This window comes from Acetivibrio mesophilus, assembly GCF_004102745.1.
Lineage (GTDB): Bacteria > Bacillota > Clostridia > Acetivibrionales > Acetivibrionaceae > Hungateiclostridium > Hungateiclostridium mesophilum.
The window spans coordinates 1-23605 of record NZ_RLII01000034.1 but is presented as its reverse complement, the minus strand read 5'-3'; the positions used below and the strand labels follow the sequence as shown (position 1 = coordinate 23605).

General features: G+C 33.6%; 21 protein-coding genes, 2 tRNA genes and 1 pseudogene. 11 read left to right on the top strand and 13 right to left on the bottom strand.

Annotated elements, in window-relative coordinates:
- Together EFD62_RS17655 and EFD62_RS15630 are read left to right on the top strand one after the other, a co-directional pair.
- A partial coding sequence (locus EFD62_RS17655) for a hypothetical protein (protein ID WP_162302526.1) occupies positions 1-784 on the top strand: 784 nt, incomplete at its 5' end.
- 251 nt (positions 785-1035) lie between these two features.
- Positions 1036-2436 carry an MFS transporter gene (locus EFD62_RS15630; RefSeq protein ID WP_128706436.1) on the top strand — a complete coding sequence of 467 codons (1401 nt, stop codon included), beginning with the start codon at positions 1036-1038 and terminating at the stop codon, positions 2434-2436.
- A gap of 157 nt (positions 2437-2593) precedes the next feature.
- On the opposite strand, the gene EFD62_RS15625 is transcribed toward EFD62_RS15630, so the two are convergent.
- From EFD62_RS15625 to dnaA, 13 genes are all read right to left on the bottom strand, one after another.
- Positions 2594-2685, bottom strand: a tRNA-Ser gene (locus EFD62_RS15625).
- A 39-nt stretch (positions 2686-2724) separates the two neighbouring features.
- Positions 2725-2815, bottom strand: a tRNA-Ser gene (locus EFD62_RS15620).
- A 186-nt stretch (positions 2816-3001) separates the two neighbouring features.
- Positions 3002-4273 carry a serine--tRNA ligase gene (gene serS / locus EFD62_RS15615; protein WP_128706435.1) on the bottom strand — a complete coding sequence of 424 codons (1272 nt, stop codon included), beginning with the start codon at positions 4271-4273 and terminating at the stop codon, positions 3002-3004.
- Between the two features lie 108 nt (positions 4274-4381).
- The gene (locus EFD62_RS15610; RefSeq protein ID WP_128706434.1) at positions 4382-5122 is read right to left on the bottom strand and encodes a tetratricopeptide repeat protein; all 741 of its coding nucleotides are present in this window, start codon (positions 5120-5122) and stop codon (positions 4382-4384) included.
- Between the two features lie 24 nt (positions 5123-5146).
- Positions 5147-5662 (bottom strand): DUF4446 family protein, encoded by a 516-nt coding sequence (locus EFD62_RS15605; RefSeq protein ID WP_128706433.1) that lies wholly within the window; start codon positions 5660-5662, stop codon positions 5147-5149.
- Between the two features lie 727 nt (positions 5663-6389).
- Complete coding sequence (locus tag EFD62_RS15600) at positions 6390-7262, bottom strand: ParB/RepB/Spo0J family partition protein (protein ID WP_069195398.1); 873 nt, start codon at positions 7260-7262, stop codon at positions 6390-6392.
- Positions 7259-8035, bottom strand: a complete 777-nt coding sequence (locus tag EFD62_RS15595) for a ParA family protein (protein ID WP_069195397.1) — start codon at positions 8033-8035, stop codon at positions 7259-7261. Before EFD62_RS15595 ends, EFD62_RS15600 begins: the two co-directional genes overlap by 4 nt.
- 1191 nt (positions 8036-9226) lie before the next feature.
- The gene (gyrB, locus tag EFD62_RS15590; RefSeq protein WP_069195396.1) at positions 9227-11152 is read right to left on the bottom strand and encodes a DNA topoisomerase (ATP-hydrolyzing) subunit B; all 1926 of its coding nucleotides are present in this window, start codon (positions 11150-11152) and stop codon (positions 9227-9229) included.
- Positions 11153-11212: 60 nt separating this feature from the next.
- Entirely contained in the window at positions 11213-11479 is a 267-nt protein-coding gene (gene remB, locus EFD62_RS15585) for an extracellular matrix regulator RemB (protein WP_069195395.1), read from the bottom strand.
- A 173-nt stretch (positions 11480-11652) separates the two neighbouring features.
- The gene (gene recF / locus EFD62_RS15580; protein WP_069195394.1) at positions 11653-12762 is read right to left on the bottom strand and encodes a DNA replication/repair protein RecF; all 1110 of its coding nucleotides are present in this window, start codon (positions 12760-12762) and stop codon (positions 11653-11655) included.
- Between the two features lie 19 nt (positions 12763-12781).
- Complete coding sequence (locus EFD62_RS15575; RefSeq protein WP_069195393.1) at positions 12782-12988, bottom strand: RNA-binding S4 domain-containing protein; 207 nt, start codon at positions 12986-12988, stop codon at positions 12782-12784.
- Between the two features lie 11 nt (positions 12989-12999).
- Positions 13000-14103, bottom strand: a complete 1104-nt coding sequence (gene dnaN / locus EFD62_RS15570; RefSeq protein WP_069195392.1) for a DNA polymerase III subunit beta — start codon at positions 14101-14103, stop codon at positions 13000-13002.
- A gap of 326 nt (positions 14104-14429) precedes the next feature.
- Positions 14430-15764 (bottom strand): chromosomal replication initiator protein DnaA, encoded by a 1335-nt coding sequence (gene dnaA / locus EFD62_RS15565; protein WP_069195391.1) that lies wholly within the window; start codon positions 15762-15764, stop codon positions 14430-14432.
- Positions 15765-16402: 638 nt separating this feature from the next.
- On the opposite strand from dnaA, the gene rpmH reads away from it, so the two are divergent.
- The 9 genes and pseudogenes from rpmH to EFD62_RS15520 form a co-directional block, all read left to right on the top strand.
- Complete coding sequence (rpmH, locus tag EFD62_RS15560) at positions 16403-16537, top strand: 50S ribosomal protein L34 (protein WP_069195390.1); 135 nt, start codon at positions 16403-16405, stop codon at positions 16535-16537.
- Positions 16538-16593: 56 nt separating this feature from the next.
- Positions 16594-16959, top strand: a complete 366-nt coding sequence (gene rnpA, locus EFD62_RS15555; protein WP_128706432.1) for a ribonuclease P protein component — start codon at positions 16594-16596, stop codon at positions 16957-16959.
- Positions 16941-17156 (top strand): membrane protein insertion efficiency factor YidD, encoded by a 216-nt coding sequence (yidD, locus tag EFD62_RS15550; RefSeq protein WP_069195388.1) that lies wholly within the window; start codon positions 16941-16943, stop codon positions 17154-17156. Before rnpA ends, yidD begins: the two co-directional genes overlap by 19 nt.
- 19 nt (positions 17157-17175) lie before the next feature.
- Positions 17176-18042, top strand: a complete 867-nt coding sequence (locus tag EFD62_RS15545) for a YidC/Oxa1 family membrane protein insertase (RefSeq protein ID WP_069195387.1) — start codon at positions 17176-17178, stop codon at positions 18040-18042.
- Positions 18043-18663, top strand: coding sequence for an RNA-binding cell elongation regulator Jag/EloR (jag, locus tag EFD62_RS15540; protein WP_069195386.1), 621 nt, complete (start codon positions 18043-18045; stop codon positions 18661-18663). It abuts the gene before it with no gap.
- Between the two features lie 220 nt (positions 18664-18883).
- A complete protein-coding gene (gene mnmE / locus EFD62_RS15535) occupies positions 18884-20263 on the top strand; it encodes a tRNA uridine-5-carboxymethylaminomethyl(34) synthesis GTPase MnmE (protein ID WP_128706431.1) in 1380 nt (459 codons plus the stop codon).
- A 23-nt stretch (positions 20264-20286) separates the two neighbouring features.
- Entirely contained in the window at positions 20287-22179 is a 1893-nt protein-coding gene (gene mnmG, locus EFD62_RS15530) for a tRNA uridine-5-carboxymethylaminomethyl(34) synthesis enzyme MnmG (protein ID WP_069195384.1), read from the top strand.
- A gap of 19 nt (positions 22180-22198) precedes the next feature.
- On the top strand, positions 22199-22927 hold the full coding sequence (gene rsmG / locus EFD62_RS15525; RefSeq protein ID WP_069196381.1) for a 16S rRNA (guanine(527)-N(7))-methyltransferase RsmG: 729 nt from the start codon (positions 22199-22201) through the stop codon (positions 22925-22927).
- A gap of 173 nt (positions 22928-23100) precedes the next feature.
- Positions 23101-23478 (top strand): annotated as a pseudogene (locus tag EFD62_RS15520) (ParB/RepB/Spo0J family partition protein); the annotation flags it as partial.
- Positions 23479-23605: the final 127 nt, after the last annotated feature.

Genomic DNA, 23605 nt, shown 5'->3' with positions numbered 1-23605 from the left:
TATTTCTTTCACTTGCTCTTTTGATAATGTTGACATAAAAAATCTCCTCCTTGGATATTATTTTGTAATTCTTGCCAAGAAGGAGTCTTTTCATTCTCTTATACACAAAATTTTCAACATTCTCGACGGCACTACTCAATCCATTTATTTATCATCCGAAAGCGGTAATAATACCAGTACACCAAAGCCTCAAACATCACCTACGCCTAATAACACATCAAAACCTTCTAACACTACCAGTAAGAATGCAGGAACTTTAGAGGATCCTATAAAGCTTGGTGATACATATTCTTGGTCAGCTAGGGAAAAGTATATCGATACTTATGCCTCTGCCGATTACTCTTTTACTGTAAAAAATGTAAAACCTATTACTCTTGATGATGTTGAGAGCCTCGGTATCAGATATGGTTCAAACGCAGTTCACTTTGACTTTGTTATGATTACTGCTGAAGTCAAAGTATCAAATGGGAAAATCGAATCCGGTGAGGAATTTATGTATCTGCCTTTTGCTAGAGACATATGGGGTTCTAAAACATCTACCGGTATGAGCATAATTGGAGGAACCGATTATGGATTTGAGGGTTCTCTGATGGATAACTGCCGTGCTACTGTTGAAGATAGTAATGGTTTTATTAAAAAACTAAAAGCCGGGGAAGTGTGTGAATTTTCTTATTCCGGAAACATAATTTTACCTTTGACAAAAGATGCTGAAAACTATCTTGTTATACGTAAAGATGGCAGTTTAGACTATTACGATTCATTTGCGTATTTCCGCTTAAAATAATCTAAAGATTTTATAGCTATGAATTTTATAGTTCAAACTTATATAATTTATTAAGTTATATGTAAGTAAAAGGTGTATAAGCCACTTCTGCGTTGCCTATACATCTTTTTTTATTAGAGTTCTTTGGAAATTAAATTATTGTTCTATTTATTCTCACTAAACAAAAGTCTTCTATTAATTATAAATAATACTTTAACAAATTTTTTAAAGAATGTATTATATATATAATAAATATGAAGGGGATAAATATTATGACAAAAACCAAAGCCGGATTAAATACCATTTTTACAGTTGCTATATTTATTGCTCTTGCCTCTCTTGATTATACTGTTATTGGGCTTTTTCCACCCTTATTTTCGACTATAGCCTCCAGTATAAATGTACATATTTCTGCTATGGGTAGTATTTCTGCTATAACAATACTTTTTACTGCATTATCAAGTATTGCCTGGGGTTATCTTGCGGACAAAGGCAATCGAAAAAGACTCATAATCATAGGCACTCTAATATGGTCAGTATCGCTTTTTCTTAGTTCTTTAAGTCAAAGTTATTTTCATCTGGTTATTTTCCAGATTTTTACCGGACTGGGTCTTGGATGTAATAGTACCATTGGCTTTAGTGTATTGACGGATTATGTACCAAAGAGGTTTCTTGGCACTATTATGAGTTTGTGGGGACTTTCTCAGGGCTTTGGATGCATTGCAGGATCAATTATGGCTCCCATTGTCTCATCCAAATTCGGATGGCGTATGCCTTTCATAATTATATCCTTTTTAGGTGTACTTTTTATATTTTTGTACTTCTTCATAAAAGAACCGGTAAAGGGCGCAGCAGAACCAGAGCTTAAAGGAATTGAACTGGATAGTTACAATTATAATATAAGTTTTTTGAGCATTAAAAACATTTTAACAAAAAAGAGTAATGTATGGCTTATGATTCAGGGTTTTTTTCTCAATATTACTCTCGGTACGCTATTATGGCTTCCAACACTGTATGCTTCCAAGATAAGGGCACAAGGTTTTAGCGAGGATACATCCATAATAGCTGCAAGCTACTTTTACGCCCTCTTTCAGCTTGGAGGACTTTCATCAACTTTCTTCGGATACCTCGGTGACAAACTGCAGAAAAAGACGCTGAGGGCTAGAGCGCTCCTTACAGGATCTCTTATTTTTTTAATCATACCTCTTTATATATCGATATTTATAATACCGTTAAATAACCTCACTCTTCCGGACGGGGGCGGTGCATTTTCTATTTTGCTCTCTTTATTTGGCCAGATAATTCGTAATCCCTGGGTACTATCTATATTCCTTCTTTCAATACTTGCATCCGCTGCTCAATCCGCCAATATCCCCAACTGGCTTGCTCTTATTACTGATGTAAACCTACCCGAGCACAGGGCAACAAGCTTTAGTATATCCAATTTTGTAAACGGAGTTGCCCGTTCCTCAGGAAATGCCTTTATAGGTATTGTTTTAGGCATTATTTCTTCCTATTTTGATGAGCCAAACAATTATATAATTACAATGATAGTTTTTCAGCTTTTTGTTATTCCTTCAGTTATTGCTTACTATAAAGTTTCAAAGAACAGCAAAAGGGATATAACAAAGGTACGGTCAATTCTTCGAAAAAGAGCAAAGAATATCTCCTAACATATATGTTTTTATATCAATAGTTTTTTACTGAGATAGTTAAGGTTAAAATATAAGCCGGGACATCGAGTCCCTTCGCTTTTGCCTCTTTCATTTCACTCCAAGAGGCTAAAATAACAAGAAAGCATCCCATTGTATTGTATGGAATGCTTTCTTTTGGCGGAGAAGGAGGGATTCGAACCCTCGCGCCAGTTACCCGACCTAACGGTTTAGCAAACCGTCCCCTTCGACCTGCTTGGGTACTTCTCCAAATTTGAAATCTCTATAGAATAGAGACTTCATAAATATTGGCGGAGAGAGTGAGATTCGAACTCACGGTAGGCTCACACCTACGCCGGTTTTCAAGACCGGTGCCTTAAACCAACTCGACCATCTCTCCATTTCTTGTGACAACAAATAATATAACATGACATATGAACTTTGTCAATACTTTTATTGTGCCTTATTAAGGTAATTTTTTTGTCCCTTTACTTTTTGTTAATATATTAACAAAAAGTAAGCTATGATACTAGGTCTAGATATTAGCACAGGCATCCTTCAAGTAAGAATGCCTGTGCATAGCAAATTATTTAATTACACTAATACCCCTTAAATACTCTCTAAGAGCCTCCGGTACGACAACAGATCCATCCTCCTGCTGATAGTTTTCAAGTATGCAGGCAGTTGTCCTTCCTATTGCCACCCCTGAGCCGTTCAAGGTATGAACGAACTCCGGTTTTTCATTTGGACCTCTTCTAAACTTAATTCCTGCCCTTCTTGCCTGGAAGTCTTCAAAATTACTGCATGAAGATATTTCTACATATCTGTTGTAGCTCGGCATCCACACTTCTATGTCATATTTCATTGCAGCCGTAAAGCCAAGATCTCCTACACATATCTTCACAACTCTATAAGGAATTCCTAATATTTGTAATACTTCTTCTGCATCTTTTGTGAGCTTTTCCAACTCTTCATAGGATGTCTCGGGTGTTGTAAATTTCACCAATTCTACTTTATTAAACTGATGCTGCCTTATAAGTCCTCTGGTATCCCTTCCTGCAGCACCGGCTTCTGCCCTGAAGCAGGCTGAATACGCAGCATGCTTTATAGGAAGATCTTTAATATCAATTATCTGATCCCTATACATATTGGTGACAGGAACTTCAGCAGTTGGTATCAAGAAATACTCGGTGTCATTGACTTTAAATGCGTCCTCCTCAAACTTAGGCAATTGACCTGTTCCAATCATACTATTTCTATGTACCATAAAAGGTGGAAATACTTCTTTGTATCCATGTTTATCAACATGTAAATCAAGCATAAAATTCATCAATGCTCTTTCAAGTCTTGCTCCAAGCCCCTTATAAAACGTAAATCTTGCTCCTGTAACCTTGGCTGCTTTTGAAAAATCGAGTATATCAAGATTTTCTCCTATCTCCCAGTGAGCCTTTGGAGTAAAATCAAATTTCCTAGGTTCACCCCATTTTCTTATCTCCACATTATCTTCATCACTGTCCCCCATAGGAACACTATCATTTGGTATATTAGGTATCGTAAGAAGAATTGCGTTTAACTCATCGTCAATTTGTCTAACTTCTGAGTCTAAGACTTTTACTTTTTCTGAAAGGCTTTTCATTTCATCCATAAGGGATGCTACATCTTTACCTTCTTTTTTATATTTAGGAATAAGCTTTGAATTTTCATTTTGCTTACTTTTTAGCTGCTCAACTTCTACAAGCACTTTTCTTCTTTTCTCATCAAGATTTAACAGCTCTTCTACATCAAAGTTATCCTTTCTTTTTTGAAGTGCCTTTTTTAGAATTTCAGGATTACTTCTTATCAATTTAATATCAAGCATAATCATTACTCCTTACTGTTAATTGTATAATTTATAGAAATTTACTTTTTGCTATTTTTCTATTGCTTCACAATAAAGTTATTGATGATACATCTTCATTATATACCTTTATTCTTTTTCAATAATTTTTAAAAGATCCTTAACATCTTTATAATAACTGCTATTAGGATAATTATCAATAATTGTATTAAGTGCTTCTTTTGCCTTACTATAGTTTCCGGTATTGTACTCTGAGTATGCTATAAAATAATAACAGTCGTCTGCATAATACTCTTTATCATATAATTTCAGTGCTATATTCAAATTTTCTATCGCTTCTCTATATTCCTTATTCTTATAGTTATTATATCCTTCTAAATAAAATAATTCTGATGCGTCCCTATAGGTTTTGACAACTAAATCATTATATTTTATTAGTAAATTTTTATCGGCTATGCTTTTGCTGTCTATCTCAAGTAGTATAATTGCGCACTCTTTTATATTTCCCTCGATATATTCAATATCAGCTTTTATTACCTCTTCGTAGACATTTATCGTGTTTGATCTATTATCCTCTAAATCAGAAATTTCTTTTTTTAAGGATTCATTTTCATTTAGTGCTGCTGTCAACTTATTCTTCAGATTATTTATTTCTTCATTCAACCTATCATTTTCAGCAATAGCCGAACTCAAATTATGCTGAAACATGTTATTTTCATTTTCTTTATCGTTCAATCTGTTTTGATATTCTTCAAGATCATTATTAATTTTTATCTGACTATATCCTGTCCATAGCAATACAATAGCCGCACAAGCAAATAGTATTATCGCATAGACCCACAATGTTTTACTCTCTTTGTTTTTATACATTTTATTCACCCATCATATTTAATGTTAATAATTCATTTTTTTTGATTCGGATATAGCCTGCAGTTCCTCTGCTGAAAGTACATATTTAGAGGTTCCATTTACTATTTTCTTCGCATATGTTGTTGAACTCTCCCTAGAATATATCCCGCTTATTACAACTCCATTGTCATAATCATCTAGCAATGCTATTGAGAAGCTTAAGTCACTACCTACATCGTCAAAGGCATTATATCTGATTACTCCAACTTTCTGTACACAATGCTGCAAATTTCTTTCCAAACAACTTACTCTGTTTTCTATTTCTTTGTTCTTTAAGGTTACATCATTTGATAGGTTTATATTATCCATTAATAATTGTTCAATATTCTTATTATCAGATCCATTCATAAATTTTTTATACTTTTTGTTAAGCTTTTTTAATTTACTGTTGATTATAAGCAATGCTATTAATAGTATCAGAATTATAACTGTATTTGCTACCAATATAAATGGACTATACATTTGTATTATGTCAATTATAGTGTTAGATTCTAGTGTCATACTTACTCCTTCTCATTATTTTTTATTATAACACCTCGGTTTAAAAAATTTTCGGTTGTAGAACTTTTTTCCCCAGCGGTGTTTAAACGAGGCTTATGATAGTTTGCCACCTGAGAAGCAAATCTGCTTTCTCTACTTATAGAAGTGGCGGCATTTATCGCCTCGTTATAGTCTCTGTAATTTTTGTCTTATTTACGCTAATTACATCGTTATTCATAAAAATAAGTTTATTAAAAACTCATTTCATACAGCAAAATACTTTTGTCTTTGATAATGGCATCAACATTCCCTATTCGTATTTTATCTTTGCTTTTTTTACAGTATGCAATTACATTTTAGCCCTTAAACTATATAGTATAAATTATTACTTCTCTTTATATAAAGTGAAGTTTATCTTCTACCCTTCCCCATATTCATTTTATCGTAATGTTTTATATTCAATATAAATAATATGTCTTCCGTTATTTTTTCCTTTATAGAATGTTTCACGTGAAACATTCTATAAAAAGAATAATTATACGAACGATCATATTTTCAATTTATAGATACTAAAACTAATTATTACTAAATATAAAATAATTCTTTTCTCTTTAAACTTAAAATCCTCACCAAATATTGCTACCTACTATATTACGCTCTAAATTCGCTTATATCAAAATCAATGTTCAAATTGATATTCTATATTACCTTATTAAAAACAATCGATTATAGAAGAAAATAGAGCGTCCTATTTATTTCCAATACTACCTAATAATTCAATTAATCTATCAAGTTCATCATCAGAATAGTATTCAATCATAATCTTACCCTTTTTATTTTTGTTTATCAATTTTACTTTTGTGCCAAATATATTTTGTAAATTCTCTTCAATCTTTAGATACTCCTCTTTAATTATGTTTTCATTTTTATTACTTTTATTTTCTTTACTATTTCCATCTGCGAGACACTTTTTTACCAAGAATTCAACCTGTCTCACAGTAAGATTTTTATCAATTACTTCATCACAAATTTTTTCCTGAAGCTCTTTATCATCAATAGACAATAACGCTCTTGCATGTCCACTTGTTATTATTCCTTCAATAAGCTTTTCTTTTACCTTTTGTGTTAATCCCAGAAGTCTTATAGTATTCGCAATAGCGGATCTACTTTTCCCTATCGAATTGGACAGATCTTCCTGTGTCATCTTAAATTCATTCAAGAGTTTATGATAAGCCTCTGCCTCTTCTATAGGATTCAAATCCTCTCTCTGTATATTTTCAATAAGAGCTATTTCCATAACCTGTTTATCAGTTAAATCCTTTTCTACAACAGGTATCGTTGTGAGACCTGCAATACGTGCAGCTCTCCATCTTCTCTCCCCGGCGACAATTTTATAAGTATCATTCTCACGCCTAACAATTATTGGCTGAACAACTCCGTGCTTTTTTATAGATTCTGCAAGCTGTTCAAGCTTATCAGTATCAAAATTTTTTCTTGGCTGATCAAAACTCGGTTCTATATCATTTATTTTAACCTCAATAACGCCAGTGTCAACCTTTTCTTCTTCACCGGCACCAGAAATTAATGCTCCTAATCCTTTTCCAAGACCTTTTTTACTCATTGAACTTCCTCCTCAGAATATTCTATAACTTCTTCTGCAAGCTCCAGATAACATTCCGCACCTTTTGATTTTGGATCATATAATATTATAGGAAGCCCAAAGCTCGGCGCCTCACTTAACCGAACATTCCTTGGAATTATTGTCCTATATACTTTATTTCTAAAATATTTTTTAACCTCTTCTACTACTTGTATTGATAAATTTGTTCTAGCATCGAACATTGTTAGTACAACTCCTTCGACGTCTAAATCCTTATTCAAATGTTTTTGAACAAGCTTCACAGTCTCCATAAGTTGGCTTAAACCTTCTAGAGCATAATACTCACATTGAATAGGAACGAGTATTTTATCGGCTGCTGTAAGAGAATTTAATGTCAGCAGTCCCAATGAAGGAGGACAATCTATGAGAACAAAGTCATAATTATTCTTCACAGCTTCAAGGGCATTCTTTAATCTTGTCTCTCTGGATATTGAAGATACTAATTCTACCTCTGCACCTGCCAATTCTATATTTGAAGGACATAACTTAAGATTTTCGACAGGTGTATCAATCAATATATCATCTATATCAGCCTCATTTATCAATATATCATAGGTTGATTTGCTTATTTTTTTCTTATCAATTCCAAGTCCACTTGTTGTATTTCCCTGAGGATCAATATCCAGAATCAACACCTTTTTCCCTTTATAAGCAAGGCAAGAACTTAAATTTACCGCAGTAGTTGTCTTTCCAACTCCGCCCTTTTGATTTGCTACTGCAATTACCTTTGACATTATATTCACTCCCTGGCAATCAACATTCGATACTAAAAATACAATAAACTTAAACTATAAACTCATTCATAGACTGTACCCTTTATAAGGTAAAGCAGAACTTTAAAATTCAGTGGAAGCAACACTCCCCCACTTATGCTGCAATATTTAGTTTCAGCAAAACTTGTGTACTTCATTATTAATAATCTATACTTTTATAAGCAGAAATACACGTACTTTACTGAAAGGATTGCATACACCAGTACCAATTAAGGTTATAGATCATAAGTTTACTTATCAATTAATTATATCATATATTCATTAATTAACAAACGAATTATTATCTATTTTGATTATTTTACATTCAAGTTATCACATATTTACTTTTTATTATTGTTCAATATTACATTACTTAATATACCAACTAATTAAATCACGGTTTTATGACTTTCAAATATAGATTTAATCATTATCCGTCTAATAATTAATATAAATCTTGAAAACAAAGGAGTAATTCTCAATGAATTATGCCTTTGTTTAATTCTCATACTTTTCATTCAACAAGCTAAAATAAAAGCTCGGAACCACGCGTACTTTCGCTTTTGCCTTTTTTATTTCACTCCAAGGGGCTAAAAAATAAAAGCTCGAGACATCGAATCCCCTCGCTTTTCCCTCTTTCATTTCATTCCAAGAGGCCAAATAAATAAAATGTTTCACGTGAAACATTTTATATTCAAATTAAGTTTATATTTAATAGTTAATAATAAATATCTAAATAATATTTTATTATAAAATTGATTCAATTATGTAATTAAATATAATTGTCAAACAAATAATTTTCTAGGCATATTAATGTCACAAAACATAAGAAAACGATTCTATATATTTTACAATAAACATAAAATTACTTTTATAATGCTTGATATAATGTGAAAAATTCAGATTCATCATATAAATACAGATTCATTAATCGTTTTGAACACAGTAAATCTTAATTAGTAATATGTATAGTTCTGACTTTTCCCAAAACAAAAGCTTCGGAATTTAATAAATCAAATTTATATAGTTAATGCACCTTTAATTTTCATCATAAATACTTATATATACTAAAGTTTACGATTCAATAATAGCTCGGGGCATCGAGTCCCTTTGCTTTGGCCTCTTTCATTTCATTCCAAGAGACCAAATAAAAAAACAGGGATAACCCTGTTTTTATATATCAAGATTAGTTACAAGCTTTGCGTTGGCCTGTATAAATTCCTTTCTCGGTTCAACCTTATCTCCCATCAATATTGTGAAAATCTCATCAGCTGCAATGGCATCCTCCAGCTCAACCTTCAAAATAGTTCGAGTTTCAGGATCCATTGTAGTACTCCATAATTGATCCGGATTCATTTCTCCCAAACCCTTAAATCTCTGTATGGTACAATCTTCTTTTTTCCACTGTTTTTCATTTAATATTTTCTCAACCTGATTGTCATCGTAGGCATAAATCTCTGATTTTCCCTTAGTAATCTTATATAGAGGAGGTTGTGCAATATAAACAAATCCGTTAGCTATCAATGGAGTCATATATCTGTAAAAGAATGTTAATAACAATGTCCTAATATGAGCACCATCAACATCAGCATCTGCCATCAAAATTACTTTATGATATCTTAGCTTTGAAATATCAAAATCTTGTCCAATGTTTGTCCCTAAAGCTGTTATAACCGGTGTAAGCTTATCATTGCCATAAACCTTATCCATACGGGCCTTTTCAACATTGAGCATCTTGCCCCAAAGAGGCAGAATAGCTTGGAACCTCCTATTCCTCCCCTGCTTTGCCGAACCTCCCGCAGAATCTCCCTCAACAATAAATATTTCGCAAAGAGACGGATCCCTTTCACTACAATCCGCAAGCTTTCCGGGAAGTGTAGTGGATTCAAGAGCACTTTTTCTTCTTGTAAGTTCCCGTGCCTTTCTTGCAGCATCTCTAGCCCTAGCAGACATTATACATTTATCTAGAATAAGTTTGGTAATTGCCGGATTTTCTTCAAGGAAACTTGCAAACTTTTCATTTATTATGCTTTCAACGAAACCTCTTATCTCGCTGTTACCTAACTTAGTCTTTGTCTGCCCCTCAAATTGAGGATCGGAAATTTTGACACTTACAACAGCAGTCAAACCCTCTCTTACATCTTCACCTAAGAGATTTTTATCACTTTCCTTCAAAAAGTTGAATTTTTTAGCATAATCGTTAAGAACTTTTGTTATAGCAGTCTTAAACCCAGTAAGATGAGTTCCGCCTTCTGCTGTTGATATATTATTTGCAAAACTGTGAATATTTTCAACATAAACATCCTTATTGTACTGCATTGCAATCTCAACATAGGAACCATCTTTATATCCATCAAAGTAAATTGTTTGATGCAACGGGTCTTTATTTCTGTCCATGTACTCTACAAAAGAGACTATTCCCCCTTCGTAGTGAAGTTCCTTTTCAATAGGCTCTTCAGGTCTTTCGTCTCTTAATACAATTTTGAGTCCCTTATTCAAAAAAGCGAGCTCTCTTAATCTTGTCAACAAAACTTCAAAGTCAAACTCTGTTACCTCAAATATTTCCGGATCAGGCTTAAATGTAGTCTTCGTTCCAGTTACATCAGTATCACCAATTTTCTCTAATGGTGTTATTGGTTTTCCTCTTTCGTATTTTTGCTTATAAACATGTCCATCACGAAAGACTTCAACTTCAAGAAATTGGGAGAGTGCATTAACAACAGAAGCACCTACTCCGTGAAGTCCACCAGAGACCTTGTATCCCTGTCCATCAAATTTTCCACCCGCATGCAGTATTGTATGGACAACTTCGACAGTTGATATACCAAGTTTTGGATTAATTCCTACAGGTATACCCCTTCCATTATCGATATTAGTAATAGAATTATCCTTGTTAATAATAATATTTATTTTATTACAGAATCCAGCAAGAGCTTCATCTATACTATTGTCCATTATTTCATATACCAAATGATGTAATCCTCTTGAAGAGGTGCTTCCGATATACATTCCAGGTCTTTTTCGTACAGCTTCAAGCCCTTCCAAAACCTGTATATTACTTTCGTCATACCTATTTATTTCATTATTAATCTCTTGCATTTTTCCCTCCTATATTTACAGTGGCAAAATTATATCCAAAAATCTTTATATATTCCTTGCCTACCTTGTAAAGTCATCCAAATACCCTGCACGTTTTTGTAATGTGATTGAAGAAATCGGCGAAAGATAAATAATGCTCTTTTTATCTATCTCAGTAATTATAAACGACTTTGGTATATCTGATGAAATAGTCTGTATAAAACCTTCCTCTTCTGCTATAGCCAAAAATTCCTTTGTATCTTTAGATATAGTTGTGGTTTCCATGTCTAAAATAGCAATTATATTTTTTATAGGTACTACACGATCTCCTCCAATATGCAAAAACATACTATTCCTCCAGCCAGCAAATACTATTGCTTTTTATTTATAACTTTAGTTCAAAGAAAATTTTTCGTGTGTAAAAAAATTTTCTTCTATCAATCTATTTATTTTATCCCATATTAATACAAACTGCAAATTTTTTATTTACAAATAACAATAAACCCATTATAATACATTTTTTAATAATAAGTTTTTCCTGTCTCAACCCTTATATATAAATTATCTCCAAAATTTCTATTCTCAAATAAATCTTTATCCGTGCAAGTAATAAAAGTTTGAATATTTCTTATATTCTCCAGTAAAAATTCTCTTCTTTTAAAATCCAGTTCTGACATTACATCATCAAGTAGAAGTACAGGATTTTGGTCAGTTTCACTTTTAATAATCTCTATTTCAGCCAGTTTAAGTGATAATACTGATGTTCTTTGCTGACCCTGAGATCCAAAGGTTTTTAAACTTAAGCCATTTAACAACATTTCGTAATCATCCCTATGAGGACCTATCAATGTTATGCACCTTTTTAATTCAGATGCTCTGACATTACTGAACTGTCTTATGAATTCATCTTTTAATTGTGAGACATCTGAAAAATTATTTATATCTATGGACGACGAATACTTAATTTCCATAGTTTCACTGCCATCCGTCAACTTAAAGTGAATTTTCTTAGCTATTTCACATAACCTTCCAATAAATTCATTTCTTGCTATCATTATTCTTGAAGAAAGCTCGGCTATTTTATCATCCCATACTTCAAGAGTATCTAAAAGATTTCTCCTAAATTGTATTTCTTTAAGTAATGCATTCCTTTGCAAAAGTATTTTGTTATATTGCTGCAAGTCATAGAAGTATGAGGGTTTTAGTTGGCATAACGTAATATCAATAAATCTCCTTCTCTGAGAAGGTCCTTCTTTTATGATTAATATATCTTCAGGCGAAAATATTACAGCCAGTAAGTTACCCATTAAATTACCGATTTTTTTAATAGGAATTTCATTTATTTTTATAATCTTTTTCTTACCGCGCTCATATTCAATTCCTATATTTTTTCTGTCTTCGGCCTTCTGCAACTCAAGTAAAATGCTAAAGCCTGTAGCATCGATGTTAACCAGTTCTGCATCTTTTGAAGTGCGATGGGAGCGACCGGAAGCACATAAAAATACAGACTCAATTATATTTGTCTTTCCTTGAGCATTCTGGCCATAAATAATATTTAAATCTTTAGAAAATTCTATAGTCTCGTCCTTATAATTTCTAAAATTCCTAAGCGATACTTTATCAACGTACAATAAAAGACCTCCAAAAAAATCAAACTATTTGGAATTTCTTGCTATTTACTTCTATAATGTCTCCTATTCTTAACTTTCTTCCCCTTCGTACCTCAATCTCGTCATTTACTTTTATCAAACCGGAACATATTAATGATTTTGCATCAGAGCCTTGAGAAACTACGTTTGTCCATTTCAAAAACTGATCCAGTTTGATAAACTCAGTACTTATCTTAACATTTTCCATATGAACACCTTCTAGTCATTTTTTATTCTTACGGGGAGTATCATATACGCAAAGTTATCTCCTTCAAGGGGTCTTATTGTACATGGACCGATACTCGAATTAAAATATATATCAATTTCCTCATCATCTATAACTTTAAGTGCCTCGATAAAATATCTAGGATTAAAGCCAACATCCATGTTGCTGCCGTTTACTTCAACTCTAACTTCCTCTCTTACTGCACCTATCTCAGTATTGGAAGTAATGATGATTTTATCATCACTAATGTTAAATTTAACCGGATACTTTTTCTCATCTGCAGTAATCAATGATGCTCTTTCAAGGCTTGACAAGAGGTCTTCGGTTTTTAATCGTACACTGGTTTCATATTCCTTTGGTATAATACTTTTATAGTTTAAGTATTCGCCTTCTAAGAGTCTTGATACAACTCTACAATTTCCAATTTCAAACAATATCTGGTTATGAGAACTATATATACTGATTTCTTCGTCAACCGGTTGAAGAATTTTGACTATTTCGTTAAGTGTCTTTCCGGGTACAACAACACTAAATTCTGAAAAACCCTCATTGTTGATGCTTTTTCTTACAGCCATTCTGAATCCATCTATAGAAACAAAGGTGATTTCATTTTCAATACATTGTATTAATGAACCTGTAAGTATTGGCCTGTTTTCGTCAGTACTTACAGCAAACAATGTCTGCCTTATCATGTCTCTGACTGCTTTTTGACTTACTTTGAGTATATTTTGTCTTTCGATTGAAGGCAATGCAGGAAAGCTGTCAGATGGCATACCCCTTAATTCAAAATGGGAATTGTCGCACTCTATTATAACGGTATTGTTTTCTTTAACTTCGATCAATACCTCTGAATCGGGCAATCTTCTTGCTATGTCTCCGAACATCTTGGAATTCAAAACGATAGACCCTCTTTCCATAATGTCGGCATTGATAAAACATTCTATTCCTAATTCCAGGTCATTCCCGGTCATTTTAAATTCATCATGTGCTTCAAGCAATATTCCTTCCAGTATAGGTAAGGTAGTTTTTGTTGATACTGCTTTTTGTACGATATTGATTCCCTCTAGCAGCTGTTCTTTAGAACAAATTATCTTCATTCGAAAAAGCCTCCTGTTTTTTTATGTCCTGTTTTTTATATAAAGTAATAATAATAAAATCAGTAATAATAGTAATAAGTGCTGTTGATATTGTGTATAAGTAAGTCTAAACCAGAAGAATGAATTGATTTGACCTGTTACTAAATTGTAGATATGTTGTATCAAATAATCAACAGCTTTAACAATGATTAAACTTTAATAAGGTTGTACACAAATTGACCACATGAAGTTGTCCCCATATCAACAATTTCTGTTGATATCTTTTCAATTAAAAAAAATATTGCATTGAATTTGTGAATAAAAATTAAATTAAGTAAAATATAAATCTATTTCCCCAGTAAATTTCTTTTTATTTCATTCACAGCCCGTCTAGTTTCGGAATTACTTTCTATTTCTTCACTTATTTTGTCACAGGCATGTATTACAGTAGTATGATCTCTTCCTCCGAATTCTTCTCCGATTTTAGGAAGGGACATATCGGTAAGGTCTCTGCACAGATACATTGCAATTTGTCTTGGATATGCAATGTCCCTTGTCCTCTTTTTTGATTTAAATTCTTCCGGTCGTATATCAAAATACCTGGCGACTACTTCTTGAATTGTTACACAATTCAAAACTCTTGTCTTGTTTGCTGATAATATGTCTTTTAATGCTTCGTTGGCCAGGTCAACAGTAATCTCATTTTCTGTAAGAGAAGAATAAGCTATAACTCTGTTTAATGCACCTTCAAGTTCTCTAATGTTTGATGCAATTTTGTCGGCAATAAATACCATTACATCGTTTGGAACATTGAGGTTCTCAAGCTGAGCTTTTTTTCTCAATATTGCTATCCTAGTCTCTAAATCCGGTGCTTGCATGTCCGCTATCAAGCCCCATTCGAACCTTGATCTTAATCTGTCCTCTAAGGAGATCTCCTTTGGTGGCTTATCACTGGATAGAATTATCTGTTTATTCGCTTCATAAAGAGCATTGAATGTATGGAAAAATTCTTCCTCGGTTCTTTCCTTGCCGGCAATAAATTGTATATCGTCTATAAGAAGTATATCAATATTTCTATATTTAGATCTGAATTCCTCATTCCTATTATCCTTGATAGCATTAATAAGTTCGTTGGTAAATTTCTCGGAGGAAACATACAAAACCCTTTGGGATGCGTTCTGTCCTAAAATGTAATGCCCAATGGCATGCATAAGGTGGGTCTTTCCAAGTCCAACTCCTCCGTAAATGAATAAAGGATTGTATGCCTTTGCGGGTGCTTCAGCTACAGCCAGTGCAGCAGCATGAGCAAATCTATTACTATTTCCTATAACGAAAGTATCGAATGTGTATTTTGGATTCAGTATCGATAAAGTGGAATCTTCACTGTTGTTGGTATTTTCAGCTTGCTTTGCCATCTTGTTTAAATTGTCCTGCGAAGGCACAATGAATGCAATTTCATATTCTTTAAAAGTAACCTGTTTTATGGCATTCTTTATAAGGGCCTGGTACCTTGACTCAAGAATTCCCTTGTTAAAATCAGCAGGTACAGCGAGGTTTATAGTATTGGAAGTCAAAGACATTGGATCAATAGTCTTAATCCATGTATTAAAACTAATTTCTGTAAGCTCGTTTTTCAATAACCCTAAAGTCTTTTGCCATATTTCGTTTAATTGGATATTCATAAACTCCTCCAAAACCATCAAAAAAATAAAGAAAATAATGTTATGCTATATAAATAGCAATTGTCTATAGTTTATAAAACAATTTATCATTGGTTTAAAAATCAGACAAAGACAAAAATATGTTATAGTTAAAATTATACATATACAAAATCTTTGACAAAATAAAGGCAACTTAAGCATTTAATTGAAATAATTTTGTATAAGTTTTTCAAAATAACATATAATATAATGGTAAAAAATATAATTTAATAAAATAGCAAAAAAATAGCAAAAATATTAAAATATTTTTAACCAGGTTGTTAACAAAGTTATTAACATTTTCTGTTGATAAATTGTGAGTTATCAACAGGCATTTAATATATTATCAGACTTTAGGGCAATATTCAATAAAAAAACGAAAAGATATCCACAAAAAAATTAAATCAATTTATAATTATCCACAAAAATAGTTTCTTGACATTGATAATTGATTTAATATATAATTGATAAGGTATTTTTAGTGAATTACAATTACAATAGGGTATTTCTCGTTATAGTTGATATTTAGACCTTAATGTAAGATGGATTTGCTAACAGGGTGAGTTTATAATTTAAAATTTGATATAACAATTTATAGGGAAAGATTGGGGGTGTTTGCAGTGTTAAGAACATATCAACCTAAGAAAAGACAAAGAAAAAAGGAACATGGTTTTAGAAAAAGAATGAAAACATCAAATGGTAGAAAAGTATTGAGAAGGCGTAGATTGAAAGGAAGAAAAGTTCTTTCAGCGTAAGACCGCATAAATGTGGTCTTTTTATTTAAATCGCTAAAGAATTTTAAGGAGAATCGATGAAAAATACTGTTCCAATAAAAAGAAACACCGAATTTCTAAGGCTATATAAAAAAGGCAAATTTTACGCAGGAAGAAATATTGTTCTATATGTTATGAAAAACAGATTCGGTATAAATAGACTAGGTATAACTGTAGGAAAAAAATTCGGGAAAAGCGTTAAGAGGAACAGAATAAAAAGACATATTAGAGAAAGTTACAGATTCTACGAAGAGTTTATAAAAAATGGGTATGACCTTGTTTTTGTAGCAAGAAGCAGCGAACAAATGCCTGCTTTTTTGGATATTAAGAAAGAAATGAAGTTCTTGCTAAAAAAGCTTGAGGTGTTCGAACAGGAGAAATGGTGTTGTTTAAAAGATGGGTAATATATATAATTAGGTTATACCAAAAATGGATTTCTCCTCTTAAAGCTGTACCCAGTTGTAGATTTTATCCTACTTGCTCACAGTATGCTATTGATGCTGTAAGCAAGTATGGTATAATCAAGGGTGGTTTTATGGCAATAAAGAGGATATTGAAATGTCATCCCTTTCATCCTGGAGGGTATGATCCGGTTAAATAACAAAAGGGGAAAAAAAGAAATGGGTATTATTTCGCAATTTCTAGGACAGATATTGGTTTTTATTTACGAAAATTTAACTTTTGGCAGTTATGGACTTGCAATTATTTTATTTACAATATTTGTTAAATTATTATTATTGCCTTTGACTATAAAGCAGTACAAATCATCTGCAAAAATGCAGGAAATACAGCCTTTGATACAGGAAGTACAGAGAAAGTACAAGAACGATCCTGAGCTGCAAAGTCAGGAAATGATGAAGATATACAAGGAACATAATTTTAGTCCTACCAGTGGTTGTTTGCCCACTTTAATTCAGCTGCCAATAATGTTTTCATTGTATTATGTTATAAGAGAACCTCTTACTTATATGTTTAATATGACCAAAGAACAGATAGAGACTTTGGTAAATCAGTTGAACCAGGCGACCAATGGGTTACCTCAAATAAACATGAAGAATATATACTTTCAAATAGAAGCTGCATTAAGAAGCGGAAAGCTTGATGTGGTTGAAAATCTAGGTTTTATTAAATTTGATTTGGGTAAGATTCCAAAATTGAATTTTACTGAAGATGTGGCAACTTATCTACCGTTATTGTTAATACCAATACTCGCAGTTGTTTCGACTTATATTTCAAGCAAGATGATAATGGTGAGAACTCAGAACTCAAAAAATTCAAAAAACTCAAAGAATCAGAAGCAAGATGATATGTCTACTTCAATGAATAAGAGTATGTTGTTTGTTGGTCCTATAATGACAGGTATTATTTCATTTCAGGCTCCAGCAGCATTGGGATTGTATTGGTTGACAAGTAATGTTTTTCAGATAATTCAACAGTATTTAATAAATAAACTTATTATGAAAAAGAAGGAGGACTCAGATAGTTAAATGCCACAGTTTGTAGAAAAGTCCGCTAAGACGGTTAGGGAAGCTATAGATCTAGCTCTTGCAGAGTTGAATGCAAGCGAGGATAGTGTTGAAATAGAAGTTTTGGAAGAAGGGACTAAAGGCATATTCGGGCTGATAGGAAGTAAACTGGCAAGGGTAAAGGTCACTTTGAAGGAGACAAGTGGAGAAAAGGCAAAAAAATTTTTACTGGATATATTCAGTAAAATGAAGGTAAGTGCAGACGTTTTAGTTGAAGAGGATGAAGATACTATTCTCCTTAAGATACAGGGGGATGACATAGGAATAATAATCGGAAGAAGAGGAGAGACATTAGACTCACTGCAATATCTGACCAGTCTTGTTGTTAATAAAAGCAAAGAAGGTTATAAAAGGCTTGTTATTGACATTGAGAATTACAGGCAAAAGAGAGAAGAAACCCTGGTAAAGCTTGCTAATCGATTGGCTGACAGGGTAATTAAATACAAAAAGAATATTACTCTTGAACCGATGAATCCATATGAAAGAAGGGTCATACATTCTTCCCTTCAAAATCATAAGTATGTACAAACATACAGTGTTGGTGAAGAGCCGAACAGGAAAGTGATTATAGCTTTAAAATAAGTTGGATTTAGAAAAAGCAAATCAGAAAGAAAAAATATTATATGTGCCAATGATTTAGACCTTTAGAATGGTTCAAGATAAATTTTTCTTGAACCATTTTTTGCAGTTTATTTTATTCGTAGAAACACTGCTGATGTAAGAAAATTTTATTCAAACGAAAAATTTTCTTTGAACTAAAGTGTTATAATAAAAGTACTGTATATAATTTGGAGGAAGCCTGATGTATAAAGAAGATACAATAGCTGCAATATCTACGCCCCATGGTACAGGTGGTGTGGGTATTATTAGGATAAGCGGAGATAAAGCTTTTGAAATAGCGCAAAAAATATTTCAAGGGAAGAAGGATTTTAAGCTTATTAGATCCCATACCATAAACTATGGAAAAATTATTAATCCTGAAAACGGTAATATACTTGATGAAGTCCTCGTTTCAAAGATGGAAAAGCCAAAAACCTTTACAAGGGAAGATGTGGTGGAGATAAACTGCCATGGTGGGCTGATAGTATTAAAAAATATACTGGAGTTGTGCATAAATCAAGGTGCTAGGCTTGCCGAACCCGGGGAATTTACAAAAAGGGCATTTCTAAATGGCAGAATTGATCTTTCTCAGGCTGAAGCGGTAATTGACCTAATAAACTCTAAAACCAATGAGAGTTCTAAGGCGGCTATAAGTCAGCTTGAGGGAAAACTATCTCGAAAGCTTAAAGCTGCAAGAAGCAAGCTTATTGAGTTTTTAGCTCATATCGAAGTGACAGTTGATTATCCGGAGCATGATATTGAAGAGATAACAGGCCAGATGATATATAAGGAGATAGGAGAAGTAAAAGAAAAGCTTTACGATATAATTAAAGGGTTTGAAAAAGGAAGAATTATCAGGGAAGGAATCGATGCAGTAATAATCGGAAGACCCAATGTGGGAAAGTCATCTCTTTTAAATGAGCTTTCCGGCAAATCCAGGGCTATAGTTACCGATATACCCGGAACCACCCGGGATATTATAGAAGAGTATATTAATATAAATGGCATACCTATGAGGATAATAGATACTGCAGGTATAAGAGAAACAGAAGATGTTGTTGAGAAAATTGGGGTTGAAAAGACTCATAGAGCCATAGACGAGGCTGATCTTATTATAATGATGATCGATGCCAAAAGGGGAATGGATGAAGAAGACAACAAAATACTAACCATGCTTGGGGATAAAAAGTTAATAATTTTGATAAATAAAACGGATATTGTGGATGAAAATCAAATTAATAGGATTGAAAGTCTCCTGAAAGGAAAAAAATATATTAAAACCTCAATGAAGGAAGGCACGGGTATAAGTGAATTGGAAAATGCAATAACTGAATTGTTTGTACAGGGAGAGGTAAATATAAATGAAGAGGTTTTGCTTACCAACATAAGACATAAAAATCTTATTGACAGGGCAGTGTCAAGTATTGAGAGGGCAATGGATGCTATAGAAAATTCAATGACTCTTGATCTTGTTAGTATAGATGTTACCGATGCCGCTGATTATTTAGGGCAAATAACGGGAGAATCGGTAAGCGAGGATGTAATGCATGAAATTTTCAGCAGATTTTGCTTGGGAAAATAAATAATGTTTGGAAGGGATAGAGTATGGAATTTGTAGCTGGGGAATATGATGTTGCAGTTGTCGGGGCAGGACATGCCGGCTGTGAAGCGGCTCTTGCTTGTGCAAGACTAGGTGTCAGAACGGTTGTATTTGCTATAAATCTGGATAGCATTGCTAATATGCCTTGCAATCCAAACATAGGAGGTACTGCAAAGGGACACCTTGTGAGGGAAATTGATGCTTTAGGCGGTGAAATGGGAAAGAACACCGATAAAACCTTTATTCAATCTAAGATATTAAATTCCGCAAAGGGACCGGCGGTTTTTTCATTGCGCGCTCAGGTGGATAGAAGAAGCTATCAGATTGAGATGAAAAATACTCTTGAAAATCAGGAAAACCTAGATATAAAGCAGGCTGAAATAATTGAAATTTTATATGAGGAAGTTGAAGGTAAAAAAGTAGTAACGGGTGTAAAAACCCATACAGGAGCAGTATATAAGTGCAAGATTGCGATTCTTACGACGGGAACATATCTTAAAGGTAAGATAATCATTGGAGACGTTAGCTACAGCGGAGGCCCGGACGGGCTATTTCCCGCCAATAAGCTTTCGGATAGCTTGAAGGAATTAGGAATTGAATTGCTGAGGTTTAAGACCGGTACACCTGCCAGAGTAAATAAAAGAAGCGTTGATTTTTCAAAGATGGAGGAACAGCCGGGAGATGAAAGAATTATTCCCTTTTCCTTTGAGACGGAAGAGATAAATAAAGAACAGGTATCCTGCTATCTTACATATACCAACAGTGAAACTCACAGAATAATTAAAGAGAATCTTCACAGATCTGCTCTTTTTGGAGGTTTGATAGAGGGAATAGGCCCCAGATATTGTCCTTCCATAGAGGACAAGATTGTAAGGTTTAAGGACAAGGAAAGCCATCAGGTTTTTGTAGAACCTATGGGGCTTAATACCCAGGAGATGTATTTGCAGGGTATGTCCACAAGCCTTCCGGAGGATGTGCAAATCCAGATGATGAGATCTGTCCCAGGGCTTGAGAACGTTTCGGTAATGAGAAGTGCCTATGCTATAGAATACGACTGCATAAATCCTACACAGCTAAGTCTTTCCTTAGAGCTTCGAAATGTGGAAGGACTTTTTACGGCAGGACAGATAAATGGAACTTCCGGATATGAAGAAGCTGCAGCTCAAGGAATTATAGCAGGTATAAATGCATCAAGAAAGATAAGGGGCCAGGAGCCTTTGATCCTTGATCGTTCCCATGCATATATAGGAGTTTTGATAGATGATATTGTTACAAAGGGAACAAACGAGCCCTATAGGATGATGACTTCGAGAGCTGAATACAGACTTCTATTAAGACAGGATAATGCTGATTTGAGGCTTACCCCCATAGGATACAAGGTTGGTCTGGTATCCGAGGAAAGATATAGAAAGTTTGAAGAGAAGCGAAGACTTATAGAAGAAGAAATCAATAGGGTAAATAAGACCAATATTGCTCCTACTGAGAAGGTCAATGACTTTCTTAAAAAGTATAATAGTACCCCTATAAAAAGCGGCGTTAAGCTTGCAGATCTTCTAAGAAGGCCGGAGCTTGATTATGAATCCTTGGGAGAAATAGATGAAAACAGGCCTGAATTGAGCTTCGCAGTAAGAGAGCAGGTATCGATATCAGTAAAATATGAAGGCTATATAAAAAGACAAATGCAGCAGGTTGAGCAGTTTAAGAAGCTTGAGGAAAAAAAGCTTGATAAAGATATAAACTATGATGATATAAAAGGACTTAGGCTTGAGGCAAGGCAGAAGCTTAATAAGATTAAGCCTGAATCGGTAGGACAGGCATCGAGAATTTCGGGAGTTTCTCCTGCGGATATTTCGGTACTGCTTGTGTACCTAGAACAAAGAAGAAGGCAAAAAGCATAAAAATAGGAGAGTTTTTATGATGGATAAAAGGGAATTGGATTTACGTGAGCTTTTGATTGAAGGAGCATCCGGCTTTGGTGTGGATCTTAATGAAGAGCAGGTTGACAAATTCTTTACATATAAGGATGTTTTGAAGGAATGGAATAGTAAAATGAATCTCACTGCCATAGAAGACGACAGGGAGATAATATTAAAGCATTTTATAGACTCTATCAGCATATGCCCTATTATTAAAGATAAAAAATCAACATTGATTGATGTTGGTACAGGAGCAGGATTTCCGGGAATACCTGTAAAAATTGCCTTTCCGGATATTAAGATAAAGTTGATGGACTCCCTTGAAAAAAGGACTAAGTTTTTAGATGAAGTTATTGAAAAGCTCAGTCTTAAAGAAATATCAGCTGTACATTCAAGGGCCGAGGACAAGGGTATAGCTTCAGACTACAGGGAAAAGTATGATATATCTACTGCAAGGGCAGTAGCAAACTTGCCTGTTTTATTGGAGTATTGTCTTCCCTTTGTCAGGGTCGGGGGACTTTTTATTGCTATGAAGGGAAGCAGCACAGAGGAAATTGAAAACTCTAAAAAAGCATTGGATATACTTGGGGGAAAAATTGAGGATATCTTGGAATTCACTCTTCCTTTTAGTGATATTAAAAGAAATGTCGTCATCATAAAAAAGTTTAGACAAACTCCGACAAAATATCCGAGAAAATCAGGCAAACCATCAAAAGATCCACTGATATAAGTCTCAAAATGCAGTAATATAGCGCATTTGGACGAACGATTCTTCCTAAAAAAAAAAGGAATTAAAAAGCAGCGGGCGAATATTTCCTTTATAAGTTAATTAACTTTTAATGGAAGTTAATTCAAGTTTAACTAAGGATAAATACAAAATTAATTTACAAAGGATGGTGCCCAATGTTAGAAAACAGGTTACAGGTTACAAAACCAAAGAAAGAAGAAGGACAAAAAAACATTACTTATGTGAATATTGAGAACATAAGACCAAACCCATATCAACCCAGAAAGCAGTTCAACAAATTATCTATGGAAGAACTATGTGAATCGGTTAAACAATATGGAGTAATTCAACCTATCAATGTGAGGAAAATATCAACTAATATGTATGAGCTTGTAGCAGGTGAAAGGAGACTTAGAGCTGCGACTATGGCAGGGCTTAGTACTATACCCTGTATTATTGTTGATATAGATGATAATGATTCTGCGGTTTTAGCCCTTATTGAAAACCTCCAAAGAGAAGATTTGAGTTATATGGAAGAGGCAGAAGGATACAACTATAATGCTCCCCATTGTCAAGACAATTTTTGCAGCTTTTTTAAGTTAGATTCTCCCTTCTTTGGTTTTGTATAATATTTACATCTATGCACTCTGTTGGATGATGTCAAGGGCGAGCGTAAGCGAG